The sequence below is a fragment of the Streptomyces sp. NPDC111744 genome, assembly GCF_055634995.1.
The window spans coordinates 510707-534564 of the sequence record NZ_JBVKCG010000003.1 but is presented as its reverse complement, the minus strand read 5'-3'; the positions used below and the strand labels follow the sequence as shown (position 1 = coordinate 534564).

Genomic DNA, 23858 nt, shown 5'->3' with positions numbered 1-23858 from the left:
TCGAGGTGTCCCGGCTGTTCCGGCCGGAGGCGATGGTGGAGGTGGAAGTCGTGGCGGCGGTGGCCGGCTGAGCCGAGGGGGCGGGATGCGGGGCGGCTCGCGGGGGTTTGTGAAGGGTTCGTACGGGAACGCTGTGGGGGGCTCGATCACCGGCCGTCGTCTCACAGCCGCGGCTATGGTCGGGTGCGGGATGAGTCCCCCTTGAGCAGCCCCGGTCCGGGACCTGACCCCTGGACCGGGGCTTGCGGCTGTCCCGGTCAGTCCCGTACCCCGAAGCCGTACACCGTCTCCGAGCGGTACACCGTGCCCGGGTCGAGGCGGGTGCTCGGGAACTCCGGGCGGTTGGGGGAGTCGGGGAAGTGCTGGGTCTCCAGGGCGATGCCGTCGCCCGGGGCGAACGGGCCGCTCAGGTGCTCGGCCGTGTAGAGCTGGACGCCGGGTTCGGTGGTGGCCACGGTGAGGGTGCGGCCGGAGGCCGGGTCGTGCAGCTCGGCGATCTCGGCCGGGGTTTGCGTGACGCCCTTGTCGAGGACCAGGTTGTGGTCGTAGCCGGAGCCCACCTTGCGGGCCGTACGGAAGTCGAAACGGGACCCGGAGACGTCCGCCAGGACCCCGGTCGGGATGAGGTCGCCGTCGACGGGCGTGTACCGGGAGGCGGCGATCCGGAGTTCATGGCCGCCCGCGTTCCCGGAGCCCGCGAGATTGAAGTAGCTGTGGTTGGTGAGGTTCACCACGGTCGGCGCGTCGGTGACCGCCTCGTAGGAGATGCGCAGTGCCCCTGACGCGTCCAGTGTGTACGTCACCGTGACCGCCAGCCGCCCGGGGAAGCCCTCCTCCCCGTACGGGCTCACCCGCGTCAGCCGCACCCCGTGCTCGACGCCCTCGGCCTCCCACACCCGCTTGTCGAAGCCCTCGGCGCCGCCGTGCAGGGAGTTGGGCCCGTTGTTCGGCTCCAGGGCGTAGGTCACGCCGTCCAGCGGGAAGCGGGCGTGCGCGATCCGGTTGGCGTACCGGCCGACCAGGGCACCGAAGTACGGGCCCGGGTGCTCCAGGTAACCGTCCAGGCCGGCGAACCCCAGCACCACGTCCGCCGTCCGCCCGTCCCGGTCCGGGACCTCCACCGACTGCACGATCCCGCCGTACGACAGGATCCCCACCCGGGTCCCCGCGCGCTCCAGCGTCCAGCGGTGCACCTCGGTGCCGTCGGAAAGTGTGCCGAAGAGTTCGCTCATGAGGGAAACCCTAAGCCAAGGGTCTAGTCCACCGGGTCCGCCGCCGTGATGGTCCGGTAGGCGATCGCGGCGAGCTTCGACTGGCCGTCGGTGCTCGGGTGGAACCAGTCCCAGTGACTCAACTGATCCGTGCCGAAGCGGTACTCGTACACCGCCCCGCCGTCGAAACGGCACCGCCGGTCCTTGGCGCAGACCTCCGCCAGCACCTTGTTGTACTCCTCGACCCGCTGCTGCACCTTGTCCCGGCGCAGGGTCGCCACACTGGTCAGATCGTCGGCGTCGCCCAGCATGGAAGGGCAGATGCCCAGCTTCCAGATCTGCTTGCCCAGCGGGTTGGTCCGCCCCTGGGACCACAGCCGCTTCAGATTCGGCACGCTCGACACGTACACCTGCGTCTTCGGCAGCGCCTTGCGCAGGGTGCCCATCGCGTCCTCGAACTGGGTGCGGAAGGCGGCCACCGAGGTCATCGCCCGTACTGACGTACGACAGGCGTCGTTCGCACCCGCCATCACCGTCACCAACTGCGGCCTGCGTACGACCGCGTCGGCCATCTGCCCGGCGAGGTCGGCCATCCGGGCGCCGGTCACCGCGTAGTTCCAGCTGTGGTCGGCCGCCCTCGCCCGCCCCAGCAGCCGTACCGCCAGGCTGTCCACCTGGTCGCTGGTGCCGGTCGCCCAGGACACCTCCGGGCAGTCCGAGAGCACCGTGCACGCGTCGAAGCCGCGGGTGATGGAGTCGCCGACGGCCGCGATCGAGGCCGGACTGCGGTCCCACACCTGCACGGCCCGCGAGGCACGCGTCCTCGCGTCGTGTGTCGCCGAGGAAGAACCGCCGATCACATCGCACCCGGCCAGTCCCAGCGCGGCGGTCGCGGCGACGACACCGATCAGGGCACGCGAACGCCGGCGTCGCTGCTTCCGCATACCCTGCTGGTCCTCTCCGTCGGCTGACTCGTCCCCCTCCATAACAACGCACGGAAGTTCCCACCCCCCGCCCTGCAACGGTCCACCCCCGTACAAGCGTCCCCCTGGGTGAATGGCAGGGGTTTCCTGGCAGTGGGACCGACGGTACGTCACACTCCTTGCGCCGCCGCACGGTAGCCTCGCCATCAACGCGGCCGTCGTGCCACTGCCGCCAGCCAGCCAGCAAGATGTCCCGCTCTGCCCGGAGGTTCCGGTGACGACACGTGGAGTTCTGTACGTGCACTCCGCGCCGCGCGCGCTGTGCCCGCACGTCGAGTGGGCCGTCGCCGGGGTGCTCGGCACGCGCGTCAACCTCGACTGGATCCGGCAGCCGGCGGCCCCCGGCACCTGGCGCTCCGAGTTCTCCTGGCAGGGCGAGGTCGGCACGGCCTCCAAACTCGCCTCCGCACTGCGCGGCTGGCACCTGCTGCGCTTCGAGGTCACGGCCGAGCCCTGCGCGAAGGCCGAGGGCGAGCGCTACAGCTGCACCCCCGATCTCGGCATCTTCCACGCGGTCACCGGAATCCACGGCGACATCCTGATCCCGGAGGACCGCCTGAGGGCCGCGATGACCCGCTCACAGCGCGGCGAGACCGACCTGGAGGCCGAGATCGCCAAGCTGCTGGGCAAGCCGTGGGACGACGAACTGGAGCCCTTCAGATACGCGGGGGAGGGCGCCCCGGTCCGCTGGCTGCATCAGGTGGTTTGAGCCCCCACCGGCGGTCAGCCGAGAACGAAACGCACTGTGGCCCGGACTCCAGCAAGGAGTCCGGGCCACAGGCCTTGAAACGGCGTCTCTCAGATCGTCCTGAACGCGAGTACGACGTTGTGCCCACCGAACCCGAACGAATCGTTCAGCACGGCGATCCGCCCCTCGGGCAGCTGACGCGCCTCACCCCGGACCACATCCGCGTTGACCTCGGGGTCGAGGTCGTCCAGGTTGATGGTCGGCGGAGCCGTACGGTTCACCAGCGCCAGGATCGACGCGACGGTCTCGATGCCACCGGCGCCGCCCAGCAGGTGACCCGTCATCGACTTGGTCGCCGAGATGGCCATGTGGTCGACGTCGTCGCCGAACACCTTCCGCAGCGCCTTGATCTCGGCCACGTCACCCTGCGGCGTCGACGTCGCGTGAGCGTTGACGTGCACGATCTCGGCCGGCTTCAGATCCGTGTTGTCGAGCAGGTTCTGCAGCGCGTGCGCGATGCCGTTGCCCGAGGGCTCCGGCTGCGTGATGTGGTGCGCGTCGGCCGAGATGCCCTGGCCGAGCGCCTCGGCGTAGATCCGGGCCCCGCGCGCCTTCGCGTGCTCCTCGGACTCCAGGACGATCGCGCCCGCGCCCTCACCGAGGACGAAGCCGTCACGGCCTGAGTCGTAGGGACGCGACGCGCCCTCGGGGTCGTCGTTGTTCTTGGACATCGCCATCATGTTGCCGAACGCGACGATCGGCAGCGGATGGATCGCCGCCTCGGTGCCGCCGGCCACGACGATGTCCGCACGACCGGTGCGGATCATCTCGATGGCGTACCCGATGGCCTCGGCGCCGGAGGCGCAGGCCGACACGGGCGTGTGCACACCGGCCCGCGCACCCAGCTCGATACCGACGTTGGCGGCCGGCGAGTTGGGCATCAGCATCGGCACGGTGTGCGGGGAGACTCGGCGTACGCCCTTCTCCTTGAGCACGTCGTACTGGTCGAGCAGGGTCGTCACACCGCCGATGCCGGAGGCGATGACGGCGCCGACCCGGTCGGGGTCGGCGGACGAGTCCTCACCGGCCTTGGCGGTGAAACCGGCGTCCTTCCAGGCCTCCTGGGCGGCGATCAGCGCGAACTGCGCGGACCGGTCCAGCTTGCGGGCCTGCGGGCGCGGGATGATCTCGCCCGGTTCGACGGCGATCTGCGCCGCGATACGGACGGGCAGCTCGGCCGCCCAGTCCTGCTCCAGGAGGCGGACACCGGACTTGCCGGCGACCAGGGCCTCCCAGAACGAAGCTGCGTCGCCACCCAGCGGTGTGGTTGCGCCGATACCGGTGACGACCACGGTGCGATTGGTCGGGCTCACGGGAATTCTTTCTCCAACGGATACGGGATTCGACGGCGCCACCGCCGGGTGGCGGGGCCTCGCAGCCTGGGAACCGGCCGGGAACCCGGGCGTGCCGCCCGAGACCCGGCGAGGAACTCAGGCCTGGTGCTTGAGGATGTAGTTGGTGGCGTCCCCGACGGTCTTCAGGTTCTTGACGTCCTCGTCCGGGATCTTGACGTCGAAGCGCTCTTCGGCGGCGACGACGACCTCGACCATGGACAGCGAGTCGACGTCCAGGTCGTCGGTGAAGGACTTGTCCAGCTGGACGTCCTCCGCGGGGATCCCGGCGATCTCGTTCACGATCTCGGCGAGACCGTCGACGATCTCCTTCTCAGTGGCGGCCATGTCAGGCGCTCCTTCTTAGATGTTCCAGACGGTTGCTGCGGTGTTGCTGGCGGCGTTTCCGGCACCGGATGCATGATCCGGCACGGAGTGCCTAGGGGAGGGTAACGACAGTGGCGGCGTAGACGAGACCCGCCCCGAACCCGATGACGAGCGCGGTGTCGCCGCTCTTCGCCTCGCCGGTCGCCAGGAGCCGCTCCATCGCGAGCGGGATCGAGGCGGCCGAGGTGTTGCCGGTGGTGCGGATGTCACGGGCGACCGTGACGTGCTCCGGCAGCTTGAGAGTCTTCACCATCGAGTCGATGATCCGCACATTGGCCTGGTGCGGGATGAAGACGTCCAGGTCGTCCGCGCTGATTCCGGCCGCGTCCAGCGCCTGCTGAGCGACCTTCGCCATCTCGAACACGGCCCAGCGGAACACCGCCTGGCCCTCCTGCGTGATCGCCGGGAACTTGACGTTGCCCTGGCTGTCCAGCGGAAGCTCCGACACGTCACCGGACCGGAAGCGGTCCCACGGGACGGTCTGCTTGATGGTCTCCGACTTGTCACCCTCGGAGCCCCACACCGTCGGGCCGATCCCCGGCTCCTTCGAGGGGCCGACCACGACCGCGCCCGCGCCGTCGCCGAACAGGAAGGCCGTGGCCCGGTCCTCCAGGTCGGTCAGGTCGCTGAGCCGCTCCACGCCGATGACGAGCACGTACTCGGCGGAACCCTCCACCACCATGCCCTTGGCGAGCGTCAGGCCGTAGCCGAAGCCCGCGCAGCCGGCGGAGATGTCGAAGGCGGCCGCCCTGTCGGTGCCCAGCCTGTCGGCGATCTCGGTCGCCACGGCCGGGGTCTGGCTGAAGTGCGAGACCGTCGAGACGACGACGGCGCCGATCTGCTCGGCGTCGATGCCCGCGTCCGCGATCGCCTTGCCGGAGGCCTCGATCGACATCGCGGCGACCGTCTCCTCGGGGCCCGCCCAGTGCCGGGTCTCGATGCCGGAGCGCGACCGGATCCACTCGTCGGACGAGTCGATCGTCTCCAGGATCACCTCGTTGGGCACCACGCGGGTCGGGCGGTAGCCGCCGACGCCGAGGATGCGCGCGTACGGGGCACCCTTGCTGGGCTTGATCTTCGACATCGCTGTGGGCTCCTAATTCAGCTGTGCTCGGCGATGAGCTCGCGGGCCGCGTCGAGGTCGTCGGGGGTCTTCAGGGCCAGCGTCTTCACGCCGGGCAGCGCGCGCTTGGCCAGGCCGGTCAGGGTGCCGCCGGGGCACACCTCCAGGAGGGCGGTCACGCCGAGCTCCTTGAAGGTCTCCATGCACAGGTCCCAGCGGACCGGGTTGGCGACCTGCCCGACCAGACGCTCCACGATCTCGTCGCCGCCGGCGACGGCCCGCCCGTCCCTGTTGGAGACGTAGGTGAGCTTCGGATCGGCGGGGACGAGCTCCTTGGCGGCCTCGGCCAGCTTGTCGACCGCGGGGGCCATGTGGCGCGTGTGGAAGGCGCCGGCGACCTTGAGGGCGACGACCTTGCGGACGCCCTCGGGCTTGTCCTCGTTCAGCGCGGCGAGCTGCTCCAGGGTGCCGGCGGCCACGATCTGGCCGGCGCCGTTGATGTTCGCCGGGGTCAGGCCCAGCTTCTCCAGGTGTGCGACCGAGACGTCCGGGTCGCCGCCGAGCAGCGCCGACATTCCGGTCTCGGTGATCGCGGCGGCCTCGGCCATCGCCATACCGCGCCTGCGTACGAGGCGTAGCGCGTCGGTGTCGTCCAGGACGCCCGCGAAGGCGGCGGCGGTGATCTCGCCGACGCTGTGCCCCGCGACCGCGCCCGGCGCGATGTCCGTCATGGCACCGAGTGCCGCGCCGGAGAGGATCCCGGCGGCGACGAGCAGCGGCTGTGCGATCGCGGTGTCCCGGATCTCGTCCGCGTCGGCGTTCGTGCCGTAGTGCACCAGATCGAGCCCGATGGCGTCGGACCATTCACGCAAACGGTCCTGGGCACCGGGGAGTTCGAGCCAGGGGGTCAGGAAGCCAGGGGTCTGGGCGCCCTGGCCGGGAGCGACGAGTACGAGCACTCTCACACTCTCTCTTGGGGAACCCCACGGCCGCCCGTGGGGACAGGGACGAAGAACAGGAGGGGGTTTTGTGGACCCCCGACAAAATCCTATGGCTGGAGATCTCCATCGACCAGACGCCCCAGGATCAGTGCGATCCGCAGCGTGAAGGCGGATCGTACATCGGATGGCGACCATCCGGTGACGTCAGTCACACGTCGAAGCCGGTAGCGCACGGTGTTCGGGTGGACGAAGAGCATCCGGGCGGCGCCCTCCAGGCTGCTCGCCTGTTCCAGATAGACGCTCAGCGTTTCCAGGAGCGCCGAGCCCGCTTCTTCCAGCGGTCTGTAGATCTCCTCCACCAACTGCTCGCGCGCGCCCGGATCGCCCGCCATGGCGCGCTCCGGAAGCAGATCGTCCGCCAGTACCGGGCGCGGTGCGTCCTGCCAGGCGGAACAGGCCTTGAGCCCCGCGGCGGCGGCCTGCGCGGACCGGGTGGCGGCCAGCAGATCGGGTACGACGGGCCCCGCGACCACAGGCCCTGCGGCATAGGGGCCGATCAGCGACTTGGCGACGGCCAGCGGGTTGTCGCTGCCGCCCGCGATGACGACGAGCCGGTCCCCGAGCACCCCGGTGAGGACCTGCAACTTGGCGTGCCGGGCGGCCCGCCGGATGGCCTCGACGGTCAGCTCACTGTCCCCGTCGGGCGCGGTGCCGAGCACGACACACACATGCTCGGGCGAGTTCCAGCCCAGCGCGGCAGCCCGGCTCACCGCCCCCTCGTCCGCCTCGCCGCTCAGCACCGCGTTGACGACCAGCGACTCCAGCCGGGCGTCCCAGGCACCGCGTGCCTCGGCGGCCTGGGCGTACACCTGGGCGGTGGCGAAGGCGATCTCCCGGGCGTAGACGAGCAGCGCCTCCCGCAGGACCCCCTCGTCGCCGGGGGCCGCCACCTCGTCGATGGCGCTCTCCATGACCTCGATGGTCGTCCGCACCATCTCCACGGTCTGCCGCAGCGTGATCGCCCGGGTCAGCTCACGCGGGGCGGTCCCGAAGACATCGGTGGAGATGGCCTGCGGCGCGTCGGGATGCCGGAACCACTCGGTGAAGGCCGCGATACCCGCCTGGGCGACAAGCCCGATCCAGGAGCGGTTCTCCGGAGGCATGGCCCGGTACCACGGCAGGGTCTCGTCCATCCGTGCGATGGCCTGGGCGGCAAGACTGCCGGACGACTTCTCCAGCCGCTTCAGGGTCGCGGAGTGCTGGTGGACTGCATGAGCCGAGGGGTCGGACTTGCGCGTTACGGGTTCGGGCACGGGGACAAGACTGCCTTATCCGGACGGGAGCATGCGCCGCCGGGGGCCGACTGCGGTCTACGGTGGTTCCGTGATGGACGTACGGCGCGCGGCCGAGTGCTACCCCGGCGGAGACCAGGCGAACGGAATCGAGTCCCGCCACGCCTTCTCCTTCGGCCCGCACTACGACCCCGACAACCTCCGCTTCGGCGCGATCATCGCGTGCAACGAGGAGCGGCTCGCACCCGGCGCCGGCTTCGACGAGCATCCGCACAGCCACACCGAGATCGTGACCTGGGTGGTCGAGGGCGAGCTGACCCACCGCGACTCGGAGGGCAACGAGACGGCGGTCCGCCGGGGGGACGTCCAGCGCCTCAGCTCGGCGGGGGGCGTCCGCCACGTCGAGCGCAACGACGGGGCGGAGCCGCTGGTGTTCGTCCAGATGTGGCTGGCCCCGGTGAACCCCGGCGGCGAACCGTCGTACGAGATCGTCCGCGGCATCGCCGACTCCACGCCGTACGCCGTCCCGGAGGCCGCCGCGATGCTGCACATCCGCCGGCTGGGGGCGGGGGAGCGGACGGCGGTGCCGGACGGGGCGTATGTGTATGTGCACGTGGTGCGGGGGAAAGTGCGGGTCGCCGGGGTGGAGTTGGGCGCGGGGGATTCGGTGCGGGTGACGGCGGCGAAGGATCTGGAGGCGGAGGGGGTGACAAGGGCCGAGTTGCTGCTGTGGGAGATGGCCGAGTAGCACTTCGGCTGCGGGGCCGGTGGGGGCTGGTCGCGCAGTTCCCCGCGCCCCTGAAGGGGCGCTGCAGTCGCCTCAGCTCCCCAGCTGCGGGCAAGTCGTGCCTCCCCCAGAGCCCGAAAGGCCTGGGGGAACCCCCAGGCGGCACGGGTGGGCGCAGGCGGCACCCGGCCAGCGCCGGTGAGCGTCCCCTCCCCCCGGCCTCAGCCTCGTCGCTCCGTCAGTACCGCATCCGTGAACGCCGGCCACGCCTCTACCGCCCAGGGCCCGAACGCCCGGTCCGTCAGCGCGGCGCACGCCACCCCCGCATCGGGGTCGATCCACAAGAACGTTCCCGACTGCCCGAAGTGACCGAACGTCCGTGGCGAAGACGAAGCACCCGTCCAGTGCGGGGACTTGCCGTCGCGGATCTCGAAGCCGAGCCCCCAGTCGTTCGGGTTCTGGTGGCCGTACCCCGGCAACACGCCCTTCGTGCCGGGGTATTGGACGGTCAGCGTCGCCTCCGCCACCGTCCGCGGGTCCAGCAGCCTCGGTGCCTGCAGTTCCGCCGCGAAGCGGAGCAGGTCGGAGACCGAGGACACCCCGTCCTTCGCCGGTGACCCTTCGAGGTGTGTCGACGTCATGCCCAGCGGCTCAAGCACCGCCTGCCGCAGATACTCGGCGAACGGAATCTCGGTCGCCTTGGCGACATGGTCCCCGAGCACCTCGAACCCGGCGTTGGAGTACAGCCGCCGCTCCCCGGGCGGCGCCGTCACCCGGTGTTCGTCGAAGGCCAGCCCCGAGGTGTGCGCGAGCAGATGCCGTACCGTCGATCCCTCGGGCCCGGCCGGCTCGTCGAGCTCGACCGCCCCCTCCTCGTACGCGACGAGCACCGCGTACGCGACGAGCGGCTTGGTCACGGAGGCCAGCGGGAAGCTCCGCCCGGCCGGACCGTGGCTGCCCAAAACCGTCCCGTCGGCCCGTACGGCACCCGCCGCGGCGGTGGGAACCGGCCAGTTCTCGATCAACGCAAGGCTCTGCAAGGACATGCCGACGACCCTAAGCGGTTCAGAGCGTCAGGGTCATCGTGGGGTCCGGCTTGTGGACGAAGCCGAGCGAGGCGTAGAGGGGCTCGGCCTCGGCGGACGCGGTCAGCATGACCTGCCCGGCGCCCCGCTCGCGGAACCAGGCAAGGAGTTCCGCCATGCACGCGCGCGCGTACCCGCGGCGACGCGCGTCCGGGTCGGTGGCCACACTGAAGACGTACCCGCCGCGCCCGCGCGGATTGCCGGCCTTGCCGATCCGGTAGTCGACCGTCCCGGCCACCAGCGCCGCCAGCGCCTCCGGCCGGTCCGGGTGGTCGACGACGAACGCGGCGAAGTCCCCGTCCGGCTCGCCCAGCTTCTCCCGGAGCCCCGGCAGCGCCAGGGCGTGCCAGTGGGTGGAGGCGTCCCCACCCGGCAGTGCGTCGATCATGACCTGGCGCAGACGCAGCACTTCCGGTGCGTCCTCGGGCCTGGCGCGGCGTACGAGACTCATACTCGCGCACGGTAGTCACCGACCGTCGCCGCCGTCGCGCGGATTTCTTACCGTCTTGCTTGCTTCGAGCGCACTCCAAGGTCATAGCGTTGGCTCATGACGGTGATGCAGACCTCGACCGCGGCCCCCACTCAGCAGTCCGACCGCGCGCCCGCCGACATCTGTTCCGCCCCGCCCCGCCGGCATCCGCGCCCCGAGGGCCAGGACCACTACACGATCAGCGAGGTCGTCGCCTTCACCGGACTGACCGCCCACACCCTGCGCTGGTACGAGCGGATCGGCCTGATGTCCCACATCGACCGCTCCCACACCGGCCAGCGCCGCTACAGCAACAGCGACCTGGACTGGCTGGACTTCGTGACCAAGCTCCGGCTGACCGGGATGCCGGTGGCGGACATGGTCCGGTACGCGGAGCTGGTGCGGGAGGGCGACGGCACCTACCCGGAGCGCCGGGAGCTGCTGGAGCAGACGCGAAGGGACGTCCTGGCCCGCATCGCCGAGCTGCACGACACGCTGTCGGTGCTGGACCGGAAGATCAGTTTCTACGAGACGGGCGGGAGCTGAGACGCCCTCACAGCTCCGCCAGCAACTCCGCCTTCTTCGCGGCGAACTCCTCGTCGGTGACCAGCCCCGCCTGGTGCAGTTCGCCCAGATGGCGAATCCGCTCCGCGATGTCGGCGGGGTCCCGCCGCCCAGCCGACGTCGGCAGCGCGGACCCGCCCTTCGCCCGTACCGCCTCCAGGACCGCCGCGGCGAACGGCAACGACTCGTGCACCGGCCCGTACCCGAGCCCGAACACCACGGTCGTGGGATCCTGGTCGGCCGGTACCGCCGATGCCGCTCCCGTGAGGTCCGCGCGGCGCAGCAGCCGTAGATGCCCCTCGAAGACCTCCGGGGACCGCCACTCCACACCCCCCAGGTCGGCGACCGCGAAGCGCTGGTCGCCGGCTTTCCACTTGGCCGTCGAGGCACCCGTCCACGACCACCGGAAGTGCACGGCCCGGCCGTCGAAGCTCGCCTTGCCGTCGTACGCCTTGAACTGCCGGGGCGCCTCGGGGGCGGCCACCAGAAACTTTTCGGCCGGGCCGGACCCGGACTCGGTGAGCAGCGGCCGCAGTTCGTCGGCGTAGTACTCGGCGAGGGTCTCCCGCTCGGCCGGGAGTACGAGCCGGTAGGGGTCGCTGCCGTCCTTCAACTGTCCGGCCGCCGCGTCCATCAGGGGATCGGCGCCCGGGCGTGGTTCGGCCCTCAGTACGACCGTGCCGCGTTTGCCGGGAGTGAGCGTCACCCCCGCGAGCGCGGCGAACGGCACCCGGCGTTCACCCAGCGTCTGGAAGAGCTTGGGTGTTCGAATCCCCCGTTCGTAGCGGATGAGCACGGAGTCGGACTCGAACTCCCAGGCGGCATGAAATCCGGCCAGTACGTCACCCATGCGGCTCATCGTATGCGGCACGTGCTTCTCAGTCCCATCCCCGCGCATACCGCACTTCCTGCTGTCTCTACGCGCGTCCGGCCATCGACGTGCCGGACAAACCCGCCCGGCACCCGTCATCGTCGTGGGCGCACGTCACCGCGCCGTACGCGCCAACCCCGATGTCCGCGAGGTTGCGCAAGCTGTCGGTGCCCGGCTGGAAGTAGCCGGCGTGTCCCTGAGCGTCGTGCGCCGACAGCACCCGCGCCCCGAAGGAGGAGGAGACGGGGTCGGCACCGTGGCCCAGTCCGCCGAGCTCCATATAGGGGACGTCCTGGATCCAGTCGGTGGCGTCCCGCATCGCCCACACCCGGGCCGAAGTGCCCAGGTGCGAGGCCCTTTCGACCCGCATCCCGGGGCTGGCGGCCACCGCTATGTCGGACACCCGGTCCGGCATGCCGTGCGCGGCCACCCCGCAGACCACCGAGCCGTAGCTGTGGCAGAACATCGACACCGGCGCCTCGCCGGGCAGCGCGCGCAGCAGCGCGTTGAGGCGTACGGCGCCCTGCTCGGCGGCCGTCCCGGTCGCCGCGCCCACGCCGAGGCCGTCGGGCGAGGTGTAGTCGGCCCAGGCGATCACCGCCGTACGGGTCGAGGGGCTCGCCGTGCGCTCCGCCTTGTACAGCGCGTCGGCCATGCCGACCGGCGCGGTGTACCGGCGGCTGGTCCGCTGGAAGGTGAGCAGGTCGGTGTCGACACCGGGGACGACGACGGAGATCCGCTGGGCCGTGGTGAGGTCGCCGAACACCTCGGCGACCCGGCCGCTGCCGTCCGGATCGAAGGCGAGGATCTGCCGGCCCTTCGCCATCAGCGCCTCGTAGCGGTGCATACGGCGGCCGGCGTCCTGCTGCCCGGCCGTGGAGAGCCGTGGGTCGTGCATACGTTTCTTCTCGATGGCGCGCTGCTGGTCGAGGGCGATGTGGTTGGCCCGGTAGCGCAGGGCGGCCGGGGCGCCGTTCATGTTGCCGAGCGCGAGCGGGTAGCGGTGGACGAGCCGGTCGCCCTCCTGCACGGTGAGCGCGGCGAAGAAACGGGTGAGCAGTGCGGGGGACGCCTCCGGGTCCGGCAGGTGGAGACCATGGACGCTGCCGTGCTCCCACTTGTCGAGGGAGGTCTGCAGGGCGGTGGTCTCGCGGTGCGTGCGCATGGCCGTCCAGCCGGTGGTCGCGAGCATCACGAACACCACGGCCAGGGCGAGGAGCGCGCGCCAGACGTTCAGTGGCGGGGAGGTGTCGAAGGAAGTCACTGGGAGGACACACTAGGAGAACGAAGGGGTCTCGCGGTAACTGAGTGACAGTTATCACGTTTCGGCAAATGCGTGGCCGATCCCGGCTCGTGCGGCCCGTCTCAGCTGCCGTGGCTCTCGCGCCAGTTGCCGGTGAGCGCCGGTCCCACCTGATCGAGGTATGACGCGGTGAGCTCGCGCATCGCCGTGACGCTGAAGTCGTCGCCGACCGACCAGTGCCGCTCGGTCACCCGGATGACCGCGCCGAACACGGCGACCACGAGCCGGGGCCGGGGGTCGGTGTCCGGGTCGACCCCCTCCCGCTCGGCGACGATCCGGGCGATCTCCTCCTCCGTCTCCGACTGGCGTCGCAGATGGGCGGCGTGCAGGATCGGGGTCGCCTCGATCATCTTGTACGTGCGCATGAGCAGTTCGACCGGGACGTACCGCTCGATGGCCTCCTCGATGGTGTCCCAGCTGTCCATGACGGACCGGCGCAGCGCCTCCAGCGGGGTCTCCTCGGCCGGGCGCCGGCGCACCGCCTCGACGTAGTGCGCCTCGGTGAGCCGTGGCACGAAGAAGGCCACGTCCTCCTTGCTGGCGAAGTAGCGGAAGAAGGTGCGCTGCGAGACATCGACGGACTCGACGATCTCGTCCACCGTGGTGTGCTCGTAGCCCTGGGTCGCGAACAGTTCCAGTGCGTTTCGCAGCAGCGCGTCCCGGGTGCGCTGTTTCTTGCGTTCGCGCAGCGTTTCCATGCCTGACAGTTACTGACTAGTGAATTCGTTTGTCAACTGTCAGTGGCTGTCACTAGCCTTAAACGTATGACTAGTCAGACCACGATCGACACGGCGGGGTCGGGGGACGCAGCACCTACAGCCCTGCCGGAACAGCCGCCGGCCTCCGGCCTGCGCGGCCACCCCTGGTTCACCCTGATCACCGTCGCCGTCGGGGTCATGATGGTCGCCCTCGACGGCACCATCGTGGCCATCGCCAACCCGGCGATCCAGAAAGACCTCGGCGCCACCTTCGCCCAGGTGCAGTGGATCACCAATGGCTACTTCCTCGCCCTCGCGGTCTCCCTGATCACCGCGGGCAAGCTCGGCGACCGCTTCGGCCACCGGCAGACCTTCCTGATCGGCGTCGTCGGCTTCGCCGCCGCCTCGGGCGCCATCGGCCTGTCCGACAGTATCGGCCTGGTCGTCACCTTCCGCGTCTTCCAGGGCCTGTTCGGCGCCCTGCTGATGCCGGCCGCGCTCGGCCTGCTCCGCGCCACCTTCCCGGCCGAGAAGCTCAACATGGCGATCGGCATCTGGGGCATGGTCATCGGCGCCTCCACCGCGGGCGGCCCGATCCTCGGCGGCGTGCTGGTGCAGCACGTCAGCTGGCAGTCGGTGTTCTTCATCAACGTGCCGGTCGGCCTGCTCGCCCTGGTCCTGGGCGTCCTGATCCTGCGCGACCACCGCGCCGAGAACGCCCCGCGCTCCTTCGACCTGCTCGGCATCGCCCTGCTCTCCGGCGCGATGTTCTGCCTGATCTGGGCGCTCATCAAGGCGCCGAGCTGGGGCTGGGGCGACGGCATGACGTGGACGTTCATCGCCGCGTCGGTGCTGGGCTTCGCCCTCTTCTCATTCTGGGAGACGAGGGTCAAGGAGCCGCTCATCCCGCTGGGACTGTTCCGCTCCGTCCCGCTCTCGGCGGGCGTCGTGCTCATGGTCCTGATGGCCATCGCCTTCATGGGCGGCCTGTTCTTCGTGACGTTCTACTTGCAGAACGTGCACGGCATGGACCCGGTCGACGCCGGCCTCCACCTCCTCCCGCTCACCGGCATGATGATCGTCGGCTCCCCGCTGGCCGGCGCCGCGATCACCAAGCTCGGCCCACGGATCCCGCTGGCCGGCGGCATGGCGGCCACCGCGATCGCCATGTACGGCATGTCCACCCTCAAGGCGGACACCGGCAGCGGGGCGATGTCCATCTGGTTCGCCCTGCTCGGTCTCGGCCTCGCGCCGGTCATGGTCGGCGCCACCGAGGTCATCGTCGGCAACGCCGCGATGGAGCTGTCCGGCGTGGCCGGCGGTCTCCAGCAGGCCGCGATGCAGATCGGCGGCAGCCTCGGTACTGCCGTCCTGGGCGCCGTGATGGCCTCCAAGGTCGACAGCGCCCTGCCGGGCAACTGGGCCGACGCGGGTCTGCCGAAGCTCACCGACGCACAGCTCGCGCAGGCTTCCGAGGCGGTCCAGGTCGGTGTCGCGCCGGTCGCCAAGGGCACGCCCGCGGAGATCGCCGCGAAGATCTCCGGTGTCGCCCACGACACGTTCATCTCCGGTATGAGTCTCGCCTCGTTGGTCGCGGCGGGTGTGGCGGCGGTCGCGATCCTGGTCGCGCTGCTCACCAAGCGCGGCGAGAACGCGGACGGCGGGGCGGGCGTCGGACACATCTAGCGCAACGCGTCCCGCGCAACGCGCCGGGCCGATATGTCCGGTTTCCTGTGGCGGAGTTCGCCTATCAGGGTGACTCCGCTAAAGATTCCTCGCTCTTGGCACGCGCCGCAGGTCACAGTGGGTCAAGTCCTCCGCAGGGCATGGGGGGACACCCGGGCCGCGGCGCGCTGCTGGAGGGGGGCAGCGCGCGGGCAGGTCTGCGGACGCGGAACAGGGGTACCCGGTCATCACACCCGAACAGTCCATGAAGACCAGGGAGTTGATGATGGCGAGCTTCGGGCAACGAACACGCGGGTACCCCCGTTCACGTGGCCGTACAGGTCCACGGAACGGGCTGGACCGCGGGACGCTGGGGATCATCGGCACGATATTCGCCGTGGTCGGCTTCTTCGCCCTCGGGATCGTGCTGGGGCCGGCGGCGCTGGTGTGCGGCTGGCTGTCGATGGGCCGCAGGTGGTCGCCCAACCACTCGATACCGGCGCTGGTGGCGGTGGTGCTGGGGGCGATCGACACGCTGCTGGCCTTGTTCTGGCTGGCAGGCGTATCGGTGATGTAGCTGCGGACCGGTGGGGGCCGGTCGCGCCCCTACCTAGCTGCGGGCAGTCGTGCCTCCCCCGGAGCCCGAAAGGCCTGGGGGGACCCCCAGGCGGCACGGGTGGGCGCAGCGGCACCCGGCCAGCGCCGGTGAGCGTAGGCCGGCCGCAGCCCCCACCCCCTCCCGCAAGGAAGCGACCTCGGCCCTGAGTGCCCGCACCTCCTCCGTCAGCAAGGCGATCGCCTCGGTCTGCCGCCGTTCCTCCACATCGTCCTTCTCGAACCGCGCGATGAACCACGCCGCGATGTTCGCCGTCACCACACCCAGCAGGGCGATCCCGGACAGCATCAGGCCGACCGCGATCATCCGGCCCAGCCCGGTCGTCGGTGCGTGGTCGCCGTACCCCACCGTGGTCATCGTCGTGAACGACCACCACAGCGCGTCACCCAGCGTGCGGATGTTCCCGTTGGGAGAGTCCCGCTCCACCGAGAGCACGGCGAGCGACCCGAACATCAGCAGTCCGACGACCGCGCCCACCACGTACGTCGTCAGCTGGATCTGCGAGGCCATCCGCGCTCGCCGCCCCACCAGCGTCAGCGTCGCGACGAGCCGTAGCAGCCGCAGCGGCTGGAGCAGCGGCAGCACCACCGCGCACAGGTCTATCCAGTGCGTCCGCGCGAACTCCTTGTGCCGGGGAGCCAGAACAAGCCGCACGAGGTAGTCCGCGGCGAACGCCCCCCACACCACCCACTCCGCCACCGTGCACACGGCGGTGAGGACATGTCCCGCGGAACTGTCCACGATCGGCAGCGCATAGGCGACGGCGAAGGCCACCGCGAGTACCAGCAGAGGCCGTTGGGTGAGCTGCTCCCAACGCGCCTGGGCTGACTGTCGCTCCATGTGGGCATCGTAGGCATCACCCGCGCCCCGAAGGGCGCGGGCCTGCCCCGGCCGAGGCCGAGCGCAGCGGCTACGCGTCGCCGCCCGCCACGCCCGGATGCGCCGCCGTCACGTCCAGCAGCTGGTACCGGTCGATGGCCTGCTTGAGCACCGAGCGGTCGAGCCTGCCCTCGCGGGCCAGCTCGGTCAGCACCGCGACCACGATCGACTGCGCGTCGATGTGGAAGAACCGCCGCGCCGCGCCGCGCGTGTCGGCGAAGCCGAAGCCGTCGGCGCCCAGCGACTGGTACGTGCCCGGCACCCAGCGCGCGATCTGGTCCGGAACCGATCGCATCCAGTCGGACACGGCCACGAACGGACCCTCGGCGCCGCTCAGCTTCTGCGTCACCCACGGGGTGCGCTGCTCCTCCTCGGGGTGGAGGAGGTTCTGCTGCTCGCAGGCCACGGCCTCGCGCCGCAGCTCGTTCCAGGAGGTGGCCGACCAGACGTCGGCCTTCACGTTCCAGTCCGCGGCGAGGATTTGCTGGGCCTCGATCGCCCAGGGGACCGCGACACCGGACGCCATGATCTGCGCGGGGACGGTGCCGCCCGTGCCCGTGCTGATCCGGTGGATGCCCTTGAGGATGCCCTCGACGTCCACGTCGGCGGGCTCGGCCGGGTGCTGGATCGGCTCGTTGTAGACGGTCAGGTAGTAGAAGACGTCCTCGCCGTGCGGGTGCTCGGCGTCGCCGCCGTACATGCGGCGCAGGCCGTCCTGGACGATGCGGGCGATCTCGTACCCGTACGCCGGGTCGTAGGCCACGCATCCCGGGTTCGTCGAGGCGAGCAGCTGGGAGTGGCCGTCGGCGTGCTGGAGGCCCTCACCGGTCAGGGTCGTACGGCCGGCGGTCGCGCCCAGTACGAAACCGCGCGCCAACTGGTCGGCCATCTGCCAGAACTGGTCGCCGGTGCGCTGGAAACCGAACATCGAGTAGAAGACATAGACCGGGATGAGCGGCTCGCCGTGGGTGGCGTAGGCCGAGCCCGCCGCGATCAGGGAGGCGGTGCAGCCGGCCTCGGAGATGCCGTCGTGCAGCATCTGGCCGGTCGGCGACTCCTTGTAGGCGAGCAGCAGGTCGCGGTCGACCGCCTCGTACTGCTGGCCCAGCGGATTGTAGATCTTCGCGCTCGGGAAGAAGGAGTCCATGCCGAAGGTGCGGTACTCGTCCGGCGCGATCAGTACGAAGCGGCGGCCGAGCTCCTTGTCCCGCATGAGGTCCTTGAGCAGTCGTACAAACGCCATGGTGGTGGCGATGGACTGCTGGCCGGTGCCCTTCTTCACGGTCGCGTACGTCTTTTCGTCCGGCAGCGCGAGCGGCTGGGAGCGTACGACGCGGGTCGGGACGTATCCGCCGAGCCCCTTGCGCCGGTCGTGCATGTACTGGATCTCCTCCGAGTTCCGGCCAGGGTGGTAGTACGGCGGCAGGCCGGACTCCAGCTCCCGGTCGGAGATCGGCAGGTGCAGGCGGTCCCGGAACCCCTTGAGGTCGGTGACCGTCAGCTTCTTCATCTGGTGCGTGGCGTTGCGGCCCTCGAAGTTCGGGCCCAGCGTCCAGCCCTTGATCGTCTTGGCCAGGATGACCGTCGGCTGGCCCTTGTGCTCGGTGGCCGCCTTGAACGCCGCGTAGATCTTGCGGTGGTCGTGGCCGCCGCGGCCCAGGTGCAGGATCTGGTCGTCGCTCATGTGCTCGACCATCGCGCGCAGCCGCTGGTCGTCGCCGAAGAAGTGGTCGCGGATGTAGGCGCCGGACTCGGTGGCGTAGGTCTGGAACTGCCCGTCCGGAGTCGTGTTCATCTTGTTGACCAGCACACCGTCGCGGTCCTGGGCGAGCAGCGGGTCCCAGGTGCGGTCCCAGACCAGCTTGATCACGTTCCAGCCGGCGCCCCGGAAGACCGACTCCAGCTCCTGGATGATCTTGCCGTTGCCGCGCACCGGGCCGTCGAGCCGCTGGAGGTTGCAGTTGACGACGAAGGTCAGGTTGTCCAGGCCCTCACGTGCGGCGATGGACAGCTGGCCGAGCGACTCGGGCTCGTCCATCTCGCCGTCGCCGAGGAACGCCCAGACGTGCGACTTCGAGGTGTCGGCGATCCCGCGCGCCTGCATGTAGCGGTTCATCCGCGCCTGGTAGATCGCGCCGATCGGGCCGAGGCCCATCGACACCGTCGGGAACTCCCAGAAGTCCGGCATCGAGCGCGGGTGGGGGTAGCTGGAGAGGCCGTTCGGGTATTTCGACTTCTCCTGGCGGAAGCCGTCCAGTTGCTCCTCGCTGAGCCGGTCCAGCAGGAACGCGCGCGCGTAGATACCGGGGGAGGCGTGCCCCTGGAAGAAGACCTGGTCGCCGCCGAGGCCGTCGTCCTTACCGCGGAAGAAGTGGTTGAAGCCGACGTCGTAGAGGGACGCGGAGGACGCGAAGGTGGCGATGTGGCCGCCGACACCGATACCCGGACGCTGCGCGCGGGAGACCATCACGGCCGCGTTCCAGCGGGTCGCGTTGAGGACCTTGCGCTCGATCTCCTCGTTGCCCGGGAAGAACGGCTCCGCGCGGGTGGGGATCGTGTTGACGTAGTCCGTGCTGCGCATCTCGGGTACGGCCACCCGCCGCTCGCGGGCGCGCTCGATCAGGCGGAGCATCAGATAACGGGCCCGTTCCCGGCCGCGCTCGTCCACGGCGGCGTCGAGCGAGTCGAGCCACTCCTGGGTTTCCTCGGGGTCGAAGTCAGGAACCTGACTCGGAAGGCCGCCAATGATGATCGGGTTGCGATCGGATCCGGAAGCCACGCTGTTCCTTACCTGTCAGAGGGGCACTGATTCCCTGCAATTCCCTGCGTTTCCCTGCACCGCTGTCCATCGTCCACCCCGGGGCAGCGCACGTCATCTCTACCGCGAGGTAACTCGGTCACGGCCAAAACGCAACGATACGCCCGGGGTGTGACAGGCTTGGCAAACTCGTTCGACCGCCGTATGTGAGGATGATTCTGAAAGGAACATAGCGGGCAAAAGGGAGTGGTGTGAGCCACACCTGTCTGCGATACGGTGCCGGGAGTTGCGGCGACACGGCCGGGATCGTCACCGTTTCGGCGGTCTGAACGGCCGGGTACTTGCGCGATCCGTCCCGCCCGTGTGGACTACGGCCAATGCTTCGCGCACGCGCGTGGCTGAAGTTAATCAACAAGACATGATCAGGAGGCAACCCGTGAGCGCGACCGCGGACCACGCGGAGGAGCGGACCACCCCTGCCGTCAGGCTGGGGTTCCAGCCAGACCAGGTGGTCCAGGAGATCGGCTACGACGACGACGTCGACCAGGAACTCCGCGAGTCCATCGAAGACACCATCGGCACCGAGTTGGTGGACGAGGACTACGACGACGTGGCTGACGCCGTGGTGCTGTGGTTCCGTGAGGACGACGGCGACCTGACGGACGCGCTGGTGGATGCCGTCACGTACATGGAGGAAGGCGGCTGGATCCTGCTGCTGACCCCGAAGACGGGCCGTGACGGCTATGTCGAGCCGAGCGACATCGGCGAGGCGGCCACGACCGCCGGCCTCTCGCAGACCAAGAGTGTCAGCGTGGGCAAGGACTGGAACGGCAGCCGGCTGCTGACGCCGAAGGGTGCCGCCAAGAAGCGCTGAGCCCCGGCCGACGGACGGACCATGTCCCGGCCCGTCCGTCGGCCTGCCGTGATCGCCGCGCAAGAGCCGCCGCATAGGGTGTCCTCACCCGAACAGCCCCTTACGAAGGGATGCAGCGATGGCGATCCAGGTCGGCGACAAGGCGCCCGATTTCGAGCTCAAGGACAACCACGGCCGGACCGTGAAGCTGTCCGACCTCCGCGGCGAGAAGAACGTGGTCCTGCTCTTCTACCCGTTCGCCTTCACGGGCGTGTGCACCGGTGAGCTGTGCGAGCTGCGCGACAACCTGCCGAAGTTCGAGGACCGCGAGACCCGGCTGCTCGCCGTCTCCAACGACTCCATCCACACCCTGCGCGTCTTCGCCGAGCAGGAGGGCCTGGAGTACCCGCTGCTCAGCGACTTCTGGCCGCACGGCGAGACCTCACGCGCCTACGGCGTCTTCGACGACGCCAAGGGCTGCGCGGTCCGTGGCACCTTCGTCATCGACAAGGAGGGCGTCGTGCGGTGGACCGTGGTCAACGGACTGCCGGACGCCCGCGACCTGAACGACTACGTGAAGGCGCTCGACGCCCTGTAGACCGCTTCGCGGACCCGCTCGTCGATCCCCTAGGGGCCGACACGGCCGACACCCGGTAATTCTTCGGGGTCCAGGGCCTGCGGGGGGCGGGAACCCGTCACTAGGATCGAATCGTTGATCCGGTATCCGAAGCACGACGGGGGCTTCCCGCCCCTGGACACCACAAGGGAGGACTCGTGGGAGTCAGCCTCAGCAAGGGCGGCAACGTATCGCTGACGAAGGAGGCCCCGGGCCTGACCGCCGTCATCGTCGGTCTGGGGTGGGACGTGCGCACCACGACCGGCTCCGACTTCGACCTGGACGCCAGCGCACTGCTGCTGAACTCGGCGGGCAAGGTCGGCAGCGACCAGAACTTCGTCTTCTTCAACAACCTCAAGAGCCCCGACGGCTCGGTCGAGCACACCGGCGACAACCTCACCGGCGAGGGCGAGGGCGACGACGAGCAGATCAAGGTCAACCTGGCCACGGTCCCCGCCGACGTCGACAAGATCGTCTTCCCGGTGTCGATCTACGACGCCGACAACCGCCAGCAGTCCTTCGGCCAGGTCCGCAACGCGTTCATCCGCGTGGTGAACCAGGCAGGCGGCGCCGAGATCGCCCGCTACGACCTGTCCGAGGACGCCTCGACCGAGACCGCGATGGTCTTCGGCGAGCTGTACCGCAACGGCGCGGAGTGGAAGTTCCGTGCCATCGGCCAGGGCTACGCCTCCGGCCTGCGCGGCATCGCCCAGGACTTCGGCGTCAACGTCTGAACCGTCCGAACGTCCCGGACGTCTGAGTTCGGGCCGTTCGAAAGTCCGCTCTGTCCGGCGCCGCACCGTTTACGGTCGGCGCCGGACGCGCAGGACATCCGGAGAAGTACCACCAGGGGAGGACCAGCATCATGGGCGTCACGCTCGCCAAGGGAGGCAATGTCTCCCTCTCCAAGGCCGCACCGAACCTCACCAACGTCATGATCGGACTGGGGTGGGACGCCCGCTCCACCACCGGCGCCCCCTTCGACCTGGACGCCAGCGCACTGCTGTGCAAGGACGGGCGGGTGATGGGCGACGAGTGGTTCGTCTTCTACAACCAGCTCAAGAGCCCCGACGGCTCGGTCGAGCACACCGGTGACAACCTCACCGGCGAGGGCGAGGGAGACGACGAGTCGATTCTGGTCGACCTGCCGAAGGTGCCGGCCGACTGCGACAAGATCATCTTCCCGGTCTCCATCCACATGGCCGACGAGCGCGGCCAGACCTTCGGCCAGGTCTCCAACGCGTTCATCCGGGTGGTCAACCAGGCCGACGGCCAGGAGCTCGCCCGCTACGACCTGTCCGAGGACGCCTCCACCGAGACCGCCATGATCTTCGGCGAGCTCTACCGGTACCAGGGCGAATGGAAGTTCCGGGCCGTCGGTCAGGGCTACGCGTCCGGGCTGCGGGGTATCGCACTCGACTTCGGTGTGAACGTCTCGTAGCACCCGTCACAGCCGGATGTGGGGCCCGCGCGAGCCGTAGGACACCGGTGCCCTCTAGACTTCGTGGTCAACAGTGAGTAAAGCCGAGTACGGCGCGGGAGAGACCCGTACCACACCATGATTGGGTAGCCAGTGCTTCTGAAAACCTTCGGCTGGTCGTTCGCGATCACCGCGCTCGGCCTGGTCGCCGCGGTCTTCTACGGGGGGTGGGAGGCCTTCGGCATCGTGGCGATCCTCGCCGTCCTCGAGATCTCCCTGTCGTTCGACAACGCGGTCGTCAACGCCGGAATCCTGAAGAAGATGACCGCCTTCTGGCAGAAGATCTTCCTCACGGTCGGCGTTCTCATCGCGGTCTTCGGCATGCGGCTGGTCTTCCCCGTCGTGATCGTCGCGGTCACCGCCAAGATGGGCCCCATCCAGGCCGTCGACCTCGCGCTCAACAACAAGGACCGCTACCAGCAACTGGTCACCGACGCCCACCCGGCGATCGCCGCCTTCGGCGGCATGTTCCTGCTGATGATCTTCCTCGACTTCATCTTCGAGGACCGGGACATCCAGTGGCTGCGCTGGATCGAGCGCCCGCTGGCCAAGCTCGGCAAGGTCGACATGCTGGCGGTCTGCATCGCCCTGATCGTCCTGCTGATCACCTCCTTCACCTTCGCCACCCACGCCCACCAGCACGGCGGCGGCCATGCCGACAAGGCGCAGACGGTCCTGATCGCCGGCATCGCCGGCCTGATCACGTACATGATCGTCGGCGGCCTCTCCGGCTTCTTCGAGGACCGGCTCGAAGCCGAGGAGGAGCGCGAGCACGAGGAGGAGGAAGAGGCCGAGCGCACCGGCAAGAAGAAGTCGGCGGTCGTACTCGCCGGCCAGGCCGCGTTCTTCATGTTCCTCTACCTGGAGGTCCTGGACGCGTCCTTCTCCTTCGACGGCGTGATCGGCGCGTTCGCCATCACCAACGACATCGTGCTCATGGCCCTCGGTCTCGGCATCGGCGCGATGTACGTCCGGTCGCTCACGGTCTACCTGGTCCGGCAGGGCACCCTCGACGACTACGTCTACCTGGAGCACGGCGCCCACTACGCGATCGGCGCGCTGGCGGTCATCCTGATGGTCACCATCCAGTACCAGATCAACGAGGTCATCACCGGTCTCGTCGGCGTCGTCCTGATCGCCTGGTCGTTCTGGTCCTCCGTGCGACGCAACCATCGGCTGGCGGCGGCCGAGGGAAAAGCGGGGACGGACGAGAAGGCTGAGGTCTCGTCCGCCGTCTGAACCGGCTCACCGGGCCGAAAACGGAGGGTGTGACACCCTTCCTGGCGAGGAACGCTCTGTTCGGGGCGGCCGACACGGT

Annotated in this window: 24 protein-coding genes; 10 read left to right on the top strand and 14 right to left on the bottom strand. The window is 69.5% G+C overall.

What is annotated here, in order from left to right:
* Positions 1–257: 257 nt before the first annotated feature.
* Together ACZ7OO_RS09675 and ACZ7OO_RS09670 are read right to left on the bottom strand one after the other, a co-directional pair.
* Positions 258–1232 (bottom strand): aldose epimerase family protein, encoded by a 975-nt coding sequence (locus ACZ7OO_RS09675; protein ID WP_471503207.1) that lies wholly within the window; start codon positions 1230–1232, stop codon positions 258–260.
* Between the two features lie 23 nt (positions 1233–1255).
* On the bottom strand, positions 1256–2155 hold the full coding sequence (locus ACZ7OO_RS09670) for an SGNH/GDSL hydrolase family protein (RefSeq protein ID WP_471503205.1): 900 nt from the start codon (positions 2153–2155) through the stop codon (positions 1256–1258).
* A 253-nt stretch (positions 2156–2408) separates the two neighbouring features.
* Between ACZ7OO_RS09670 and ACZ7OO_RS09665 the strand changes: the two genes are divergently transcribed.
* Entirely contained in the window at positions 2409–2903 is a 495-nt protein-coding gene (locus tag ACZ7OO_RS09665; protein WP_123977426.1) for a DUF3145 domain-containing protein, read from the top strand.
* Positions 2904–2992: 89 nt separating this feature from the next.
* On the opposite strand, the gene fabF is transcribed toward ACZ7OO_RS09665, so the two are convergent.
* The 5 genes from fabF to ACZ7OO_RS09640 form a co-directional block, all read right to left on the bottom strand.
* A complete protein-coding gene (gene fabF / locus ACZ7OO_RS09660; RefSeq protein ID WP_471503203.1) occupies positions 2993–4255 on the bottom strand; it encodes a beta-ketoacyl-ACP synthase II in 1263 nt (420 codons plus the stop codon).
* A 117-nt stretch (positions 4256–4372) separates the two neighbouring features.
* Positions 4373–4621: an acyl carrier protein gene (locus ACZ7OO_RS09655; protein WP_358919749.1), complete on the bottom strand. Its 249-nt coding sequence runs from the start codon at positions 4619–4621 to the stop codon at positions 4373–4375.
* A 91-nt stretch (positions 4622–4712) separates the two neighbouring features.
* Complete coding sequence (locus ACZ7OO_RS09650; RefSeq protein ID WP_471503201.1) at positions 4713–5744, bottom strand: beta-ketoacyl-ACP synthase 3; 1032 nt, start codon at positions 5742–5744, stop codon at positions 4713–4715.
* Between the two features lie 17 nt (positions 5745–5761).
* Positions 5762–6682: an ACP S-malonyltransferase gene (locus ACZ7OO_RS09645; protein ID WP_471503199.1), complete on the bottom strand. Its 921-nt coding sequence runs from the start codon at positions 6680–6682 to the stop codon at positions 5762–5764.
* A gap of 89 nt (positions 6683–6771) precedes the next feature.
* A complete protein-coding gene (locus ACZ7OO_RS09640) occupies positions 6772–7977 on the bottom strand; it encodes a PucR family transcriptional regulator (protein ID WP_471503197.1) in 1206 nt (401 codons plus the stop codon).
* 73 nt (positions 7978–8050) lie between these two features.
* Between ACZ7OO_RS09640 and ACZ7OO_RS09635 the strand changes: the two genes are divergently transcribed.
* A complete protein-coding gene (locus ACZ7OO_RS09635; RefSeq protein WP_471503422.1) occupies positions 8051–8704 on the top strand; it encodes a pirin family protein in 654 nt (217 codons plus the stop codon).
* A gap of 200 nt (positions 8705–8904) precedes the next feature.
* Here ACZ7OO_RS09635 and ACZ7OO_RS09630 read toward each other — a convergent pair whose 3' ends face one another.
* Both ACZ7OO_RS09630 and ACZ7OO_RS09625 read right to left on the bottom strand, forming a co-directional pair.
* Complete coding sequence (locus ACZ7OO_RS09630) at positions 8905–9729, bottom strand: serine hydrolase domain-containing protein (protein ID WP_471503195.1); 825 nt, start codon at positions 9727–9729, stop codon at positions 8905–8907.
* Positions 9730–9748: 19 nt separating this feature from the next.
* Complete coding sequence (locus ACZ7OO_RS09625) at positions 9749–10219, bottom strand: GNAT family N-acetyltransferase (RefSeq protein WP_471503193.1); 471 nt, start codon at positions 10217–10219, stop codon at positions 9749–9751.
* Positions 10220–10315: 96 nt separating this feature from the next.
* Between ACZ7OO_RS09625 and ACZ7OO_RS09620 the strand changes: the two genes are divergently transcribed.
* A complete protein-coding gene (locus ACZ7OO_RS09620) occupies positions 10316–10783 on the top strand; it encodes a MerR family transcriptional regulator (protein WP_471503191.1) in 468 nt (155 codons plus the stop codon).
* A gap of 7 nt (positions 10784–10790) precedes the next feature.
* Here the strand turns inward: ACZ7OO_RS09620 and ACZ7OO_RS09615 are convergent, their stop codons facing one another.
* From ACZ7OO_RS09615 to ACZ7OO_RS09605, 3 genes are all read right to left on the bottom strand, one after another.
* Entirely contained in the window at positions 10791–11651 is an 861-nt protein-coding gene (locus ACZ7OO_RS09615; RefSeq protein WP_471503189.1) for a DUF4429 domain-containing protein, read from the bottom strand.
* A gap of 67 nt (positions 11652–11718) precedes the next feature.
* Complete coding sequence (locus tag ACZ7OO_RS09610; RefSeq protein ID WP_471503187.1) at positions 11719–12936, bottom strand: alpha/beta hydrolase; 1218 nt, start codon at positions 12934–12936, stop codon at positions 11719–11721.
* A 101-nt stretch (positions 12937–13037) separates the two neighbouring features.
* Positions 13038–13673 (bottom strand): TetR family transcriptional regulator, encoded by a 636-nt coding sequence (locus ACZ7OO_RS09605; protein ID WP_471503185.1) that lies wholly within the window; start codon positions 13671–13673, stop codon positions 13038–13040.
* Positions 13674–13739: 66 nt separating this feature from the next.
* Here ACZ7OO_RS09605 and ACZ7OO_RS09600 point away from each other — a divergent pair, with 66 nt between their 5' ends.
* Both ACZ7OO_RS09600 and ACZ7OO_RS09595 read left to right on the top strand, forming a co-directional pair.
* Positions 13740–15359 (top strand): MFS transporter, encoded by a 1620-nt coding sequence (locus ACZ7OO_RS09600; protein ID WP_471503183.1) that lies wholly within the window; start codon positions 13740–13742, stop codon positions 15357–15359.
* Between the two features lie 265 nt (positions 15360–15624).
* On the top strand, positions 15625–15915 hold the full coding sequence (locus ACZ7OO_RS09595) for a small hydrophobic protein (protein WP_471503420.1): 291 nt from the start codon (positions 15625–15627) through the stop codon (positions 15913–15915).
* A 33-nt stretch (positions 15916–15948) separates the two neighbouring features.
* On the opposite strand, the gene ACZ7OO_RS09590 is transcribed toward ACZ7OO_RS09595, so the two are convergent.
* Complete coding sequence (locus ACZ7OO_RS09590; RefSeq protein ID WP_471503181.1) at positions 15949–16794, bottom strand: potassium channel family protein; 846 nt, start codon at positions 16792–16794, stop codon at positions 15949–15951.
* A gap of 70 nt (positions 16795–16864) precedes the next feature.
* On the bottom strand, positions 16865–19612 hold the full coding sequence (aceE, locus tag ACZ7OO_RS09585) for a pyruvate dehydrogenase (acetyl-transferring), homodimeric type (protein ID WP_471503178.1): 2748 nt from the start codon (positions 19610–19612) through the stop codon (positions 16865–16867).
* A gap of 415 nt (positions 19613–20027) precedes the next feature.
* On the opposite strand from aceE, the gene ACZ7OO_RS09580 reads away from it, so the two are divergent.
* The 5 genes from ACZ7OO_RS09580 to ACZ7OO_RS09560 all read left to right on the top strand — a co-directional run bounded on the left by ACZ7OO_RS09580 (position 20028) and on the right by ACZ7OO_RS09560 (position 23779).
* On the top strand, positions 20028–20465 hold the full coding sequence (locus ACZ7OO_RS09580; protein ID WP_351692127.1) for a DUF3052 domain-containing protein: 438 nt from the start codon (positions 20028–20030) through the stop codon (positions 20463–20465).
* A gap of 118 nt (positions 20466–20583) precedes the next feature.
* Positions 20584–21042: a peroxiredoxin gene (locus tag ACZ7OO_RS09575; protein ID WP_471503176.1), complete on the top strand. Its 459-nt coding sequence runs from the start codon at positions 20584–20586 to the stop codon at positions 21040–21042.
* A gap of 176 nt (positions 21043–21218) precedes the next feature.
* Entirely contained in the window at positions 21219–21794 is a 576-nt protein-coding gene (locus ACZ7OO_RS09570; protein WP_471503174.1) for a TerD family protein, read from the top strand.
* A gap of 131 nt (positions 21795–21925) precedes the next feature.
* Complete coding sequence (locus ACZ7OO_RS09565; protein WP_352218651.1) at positions 21926–22501, top strand: TerD family protein; 576 nt, start codon at positions 21926–21928, stop codon at positions 22499–22501.
* A 132-nt stretch (positions 22502–22633) separates the two neighbouring features.
* On the top strand, positions 22634–23779 hold the full coding sequence (locus ACZ7OO_RS09560; RefSeq protein WP_471503171.1) for a DUF475 domain-containing protein: 1146 nt from the start codon (positions 22634–22636) through the stop codon (positions 23777–23779).
* Positions 23780–23858: the final 79 nt, after the last annotated feature.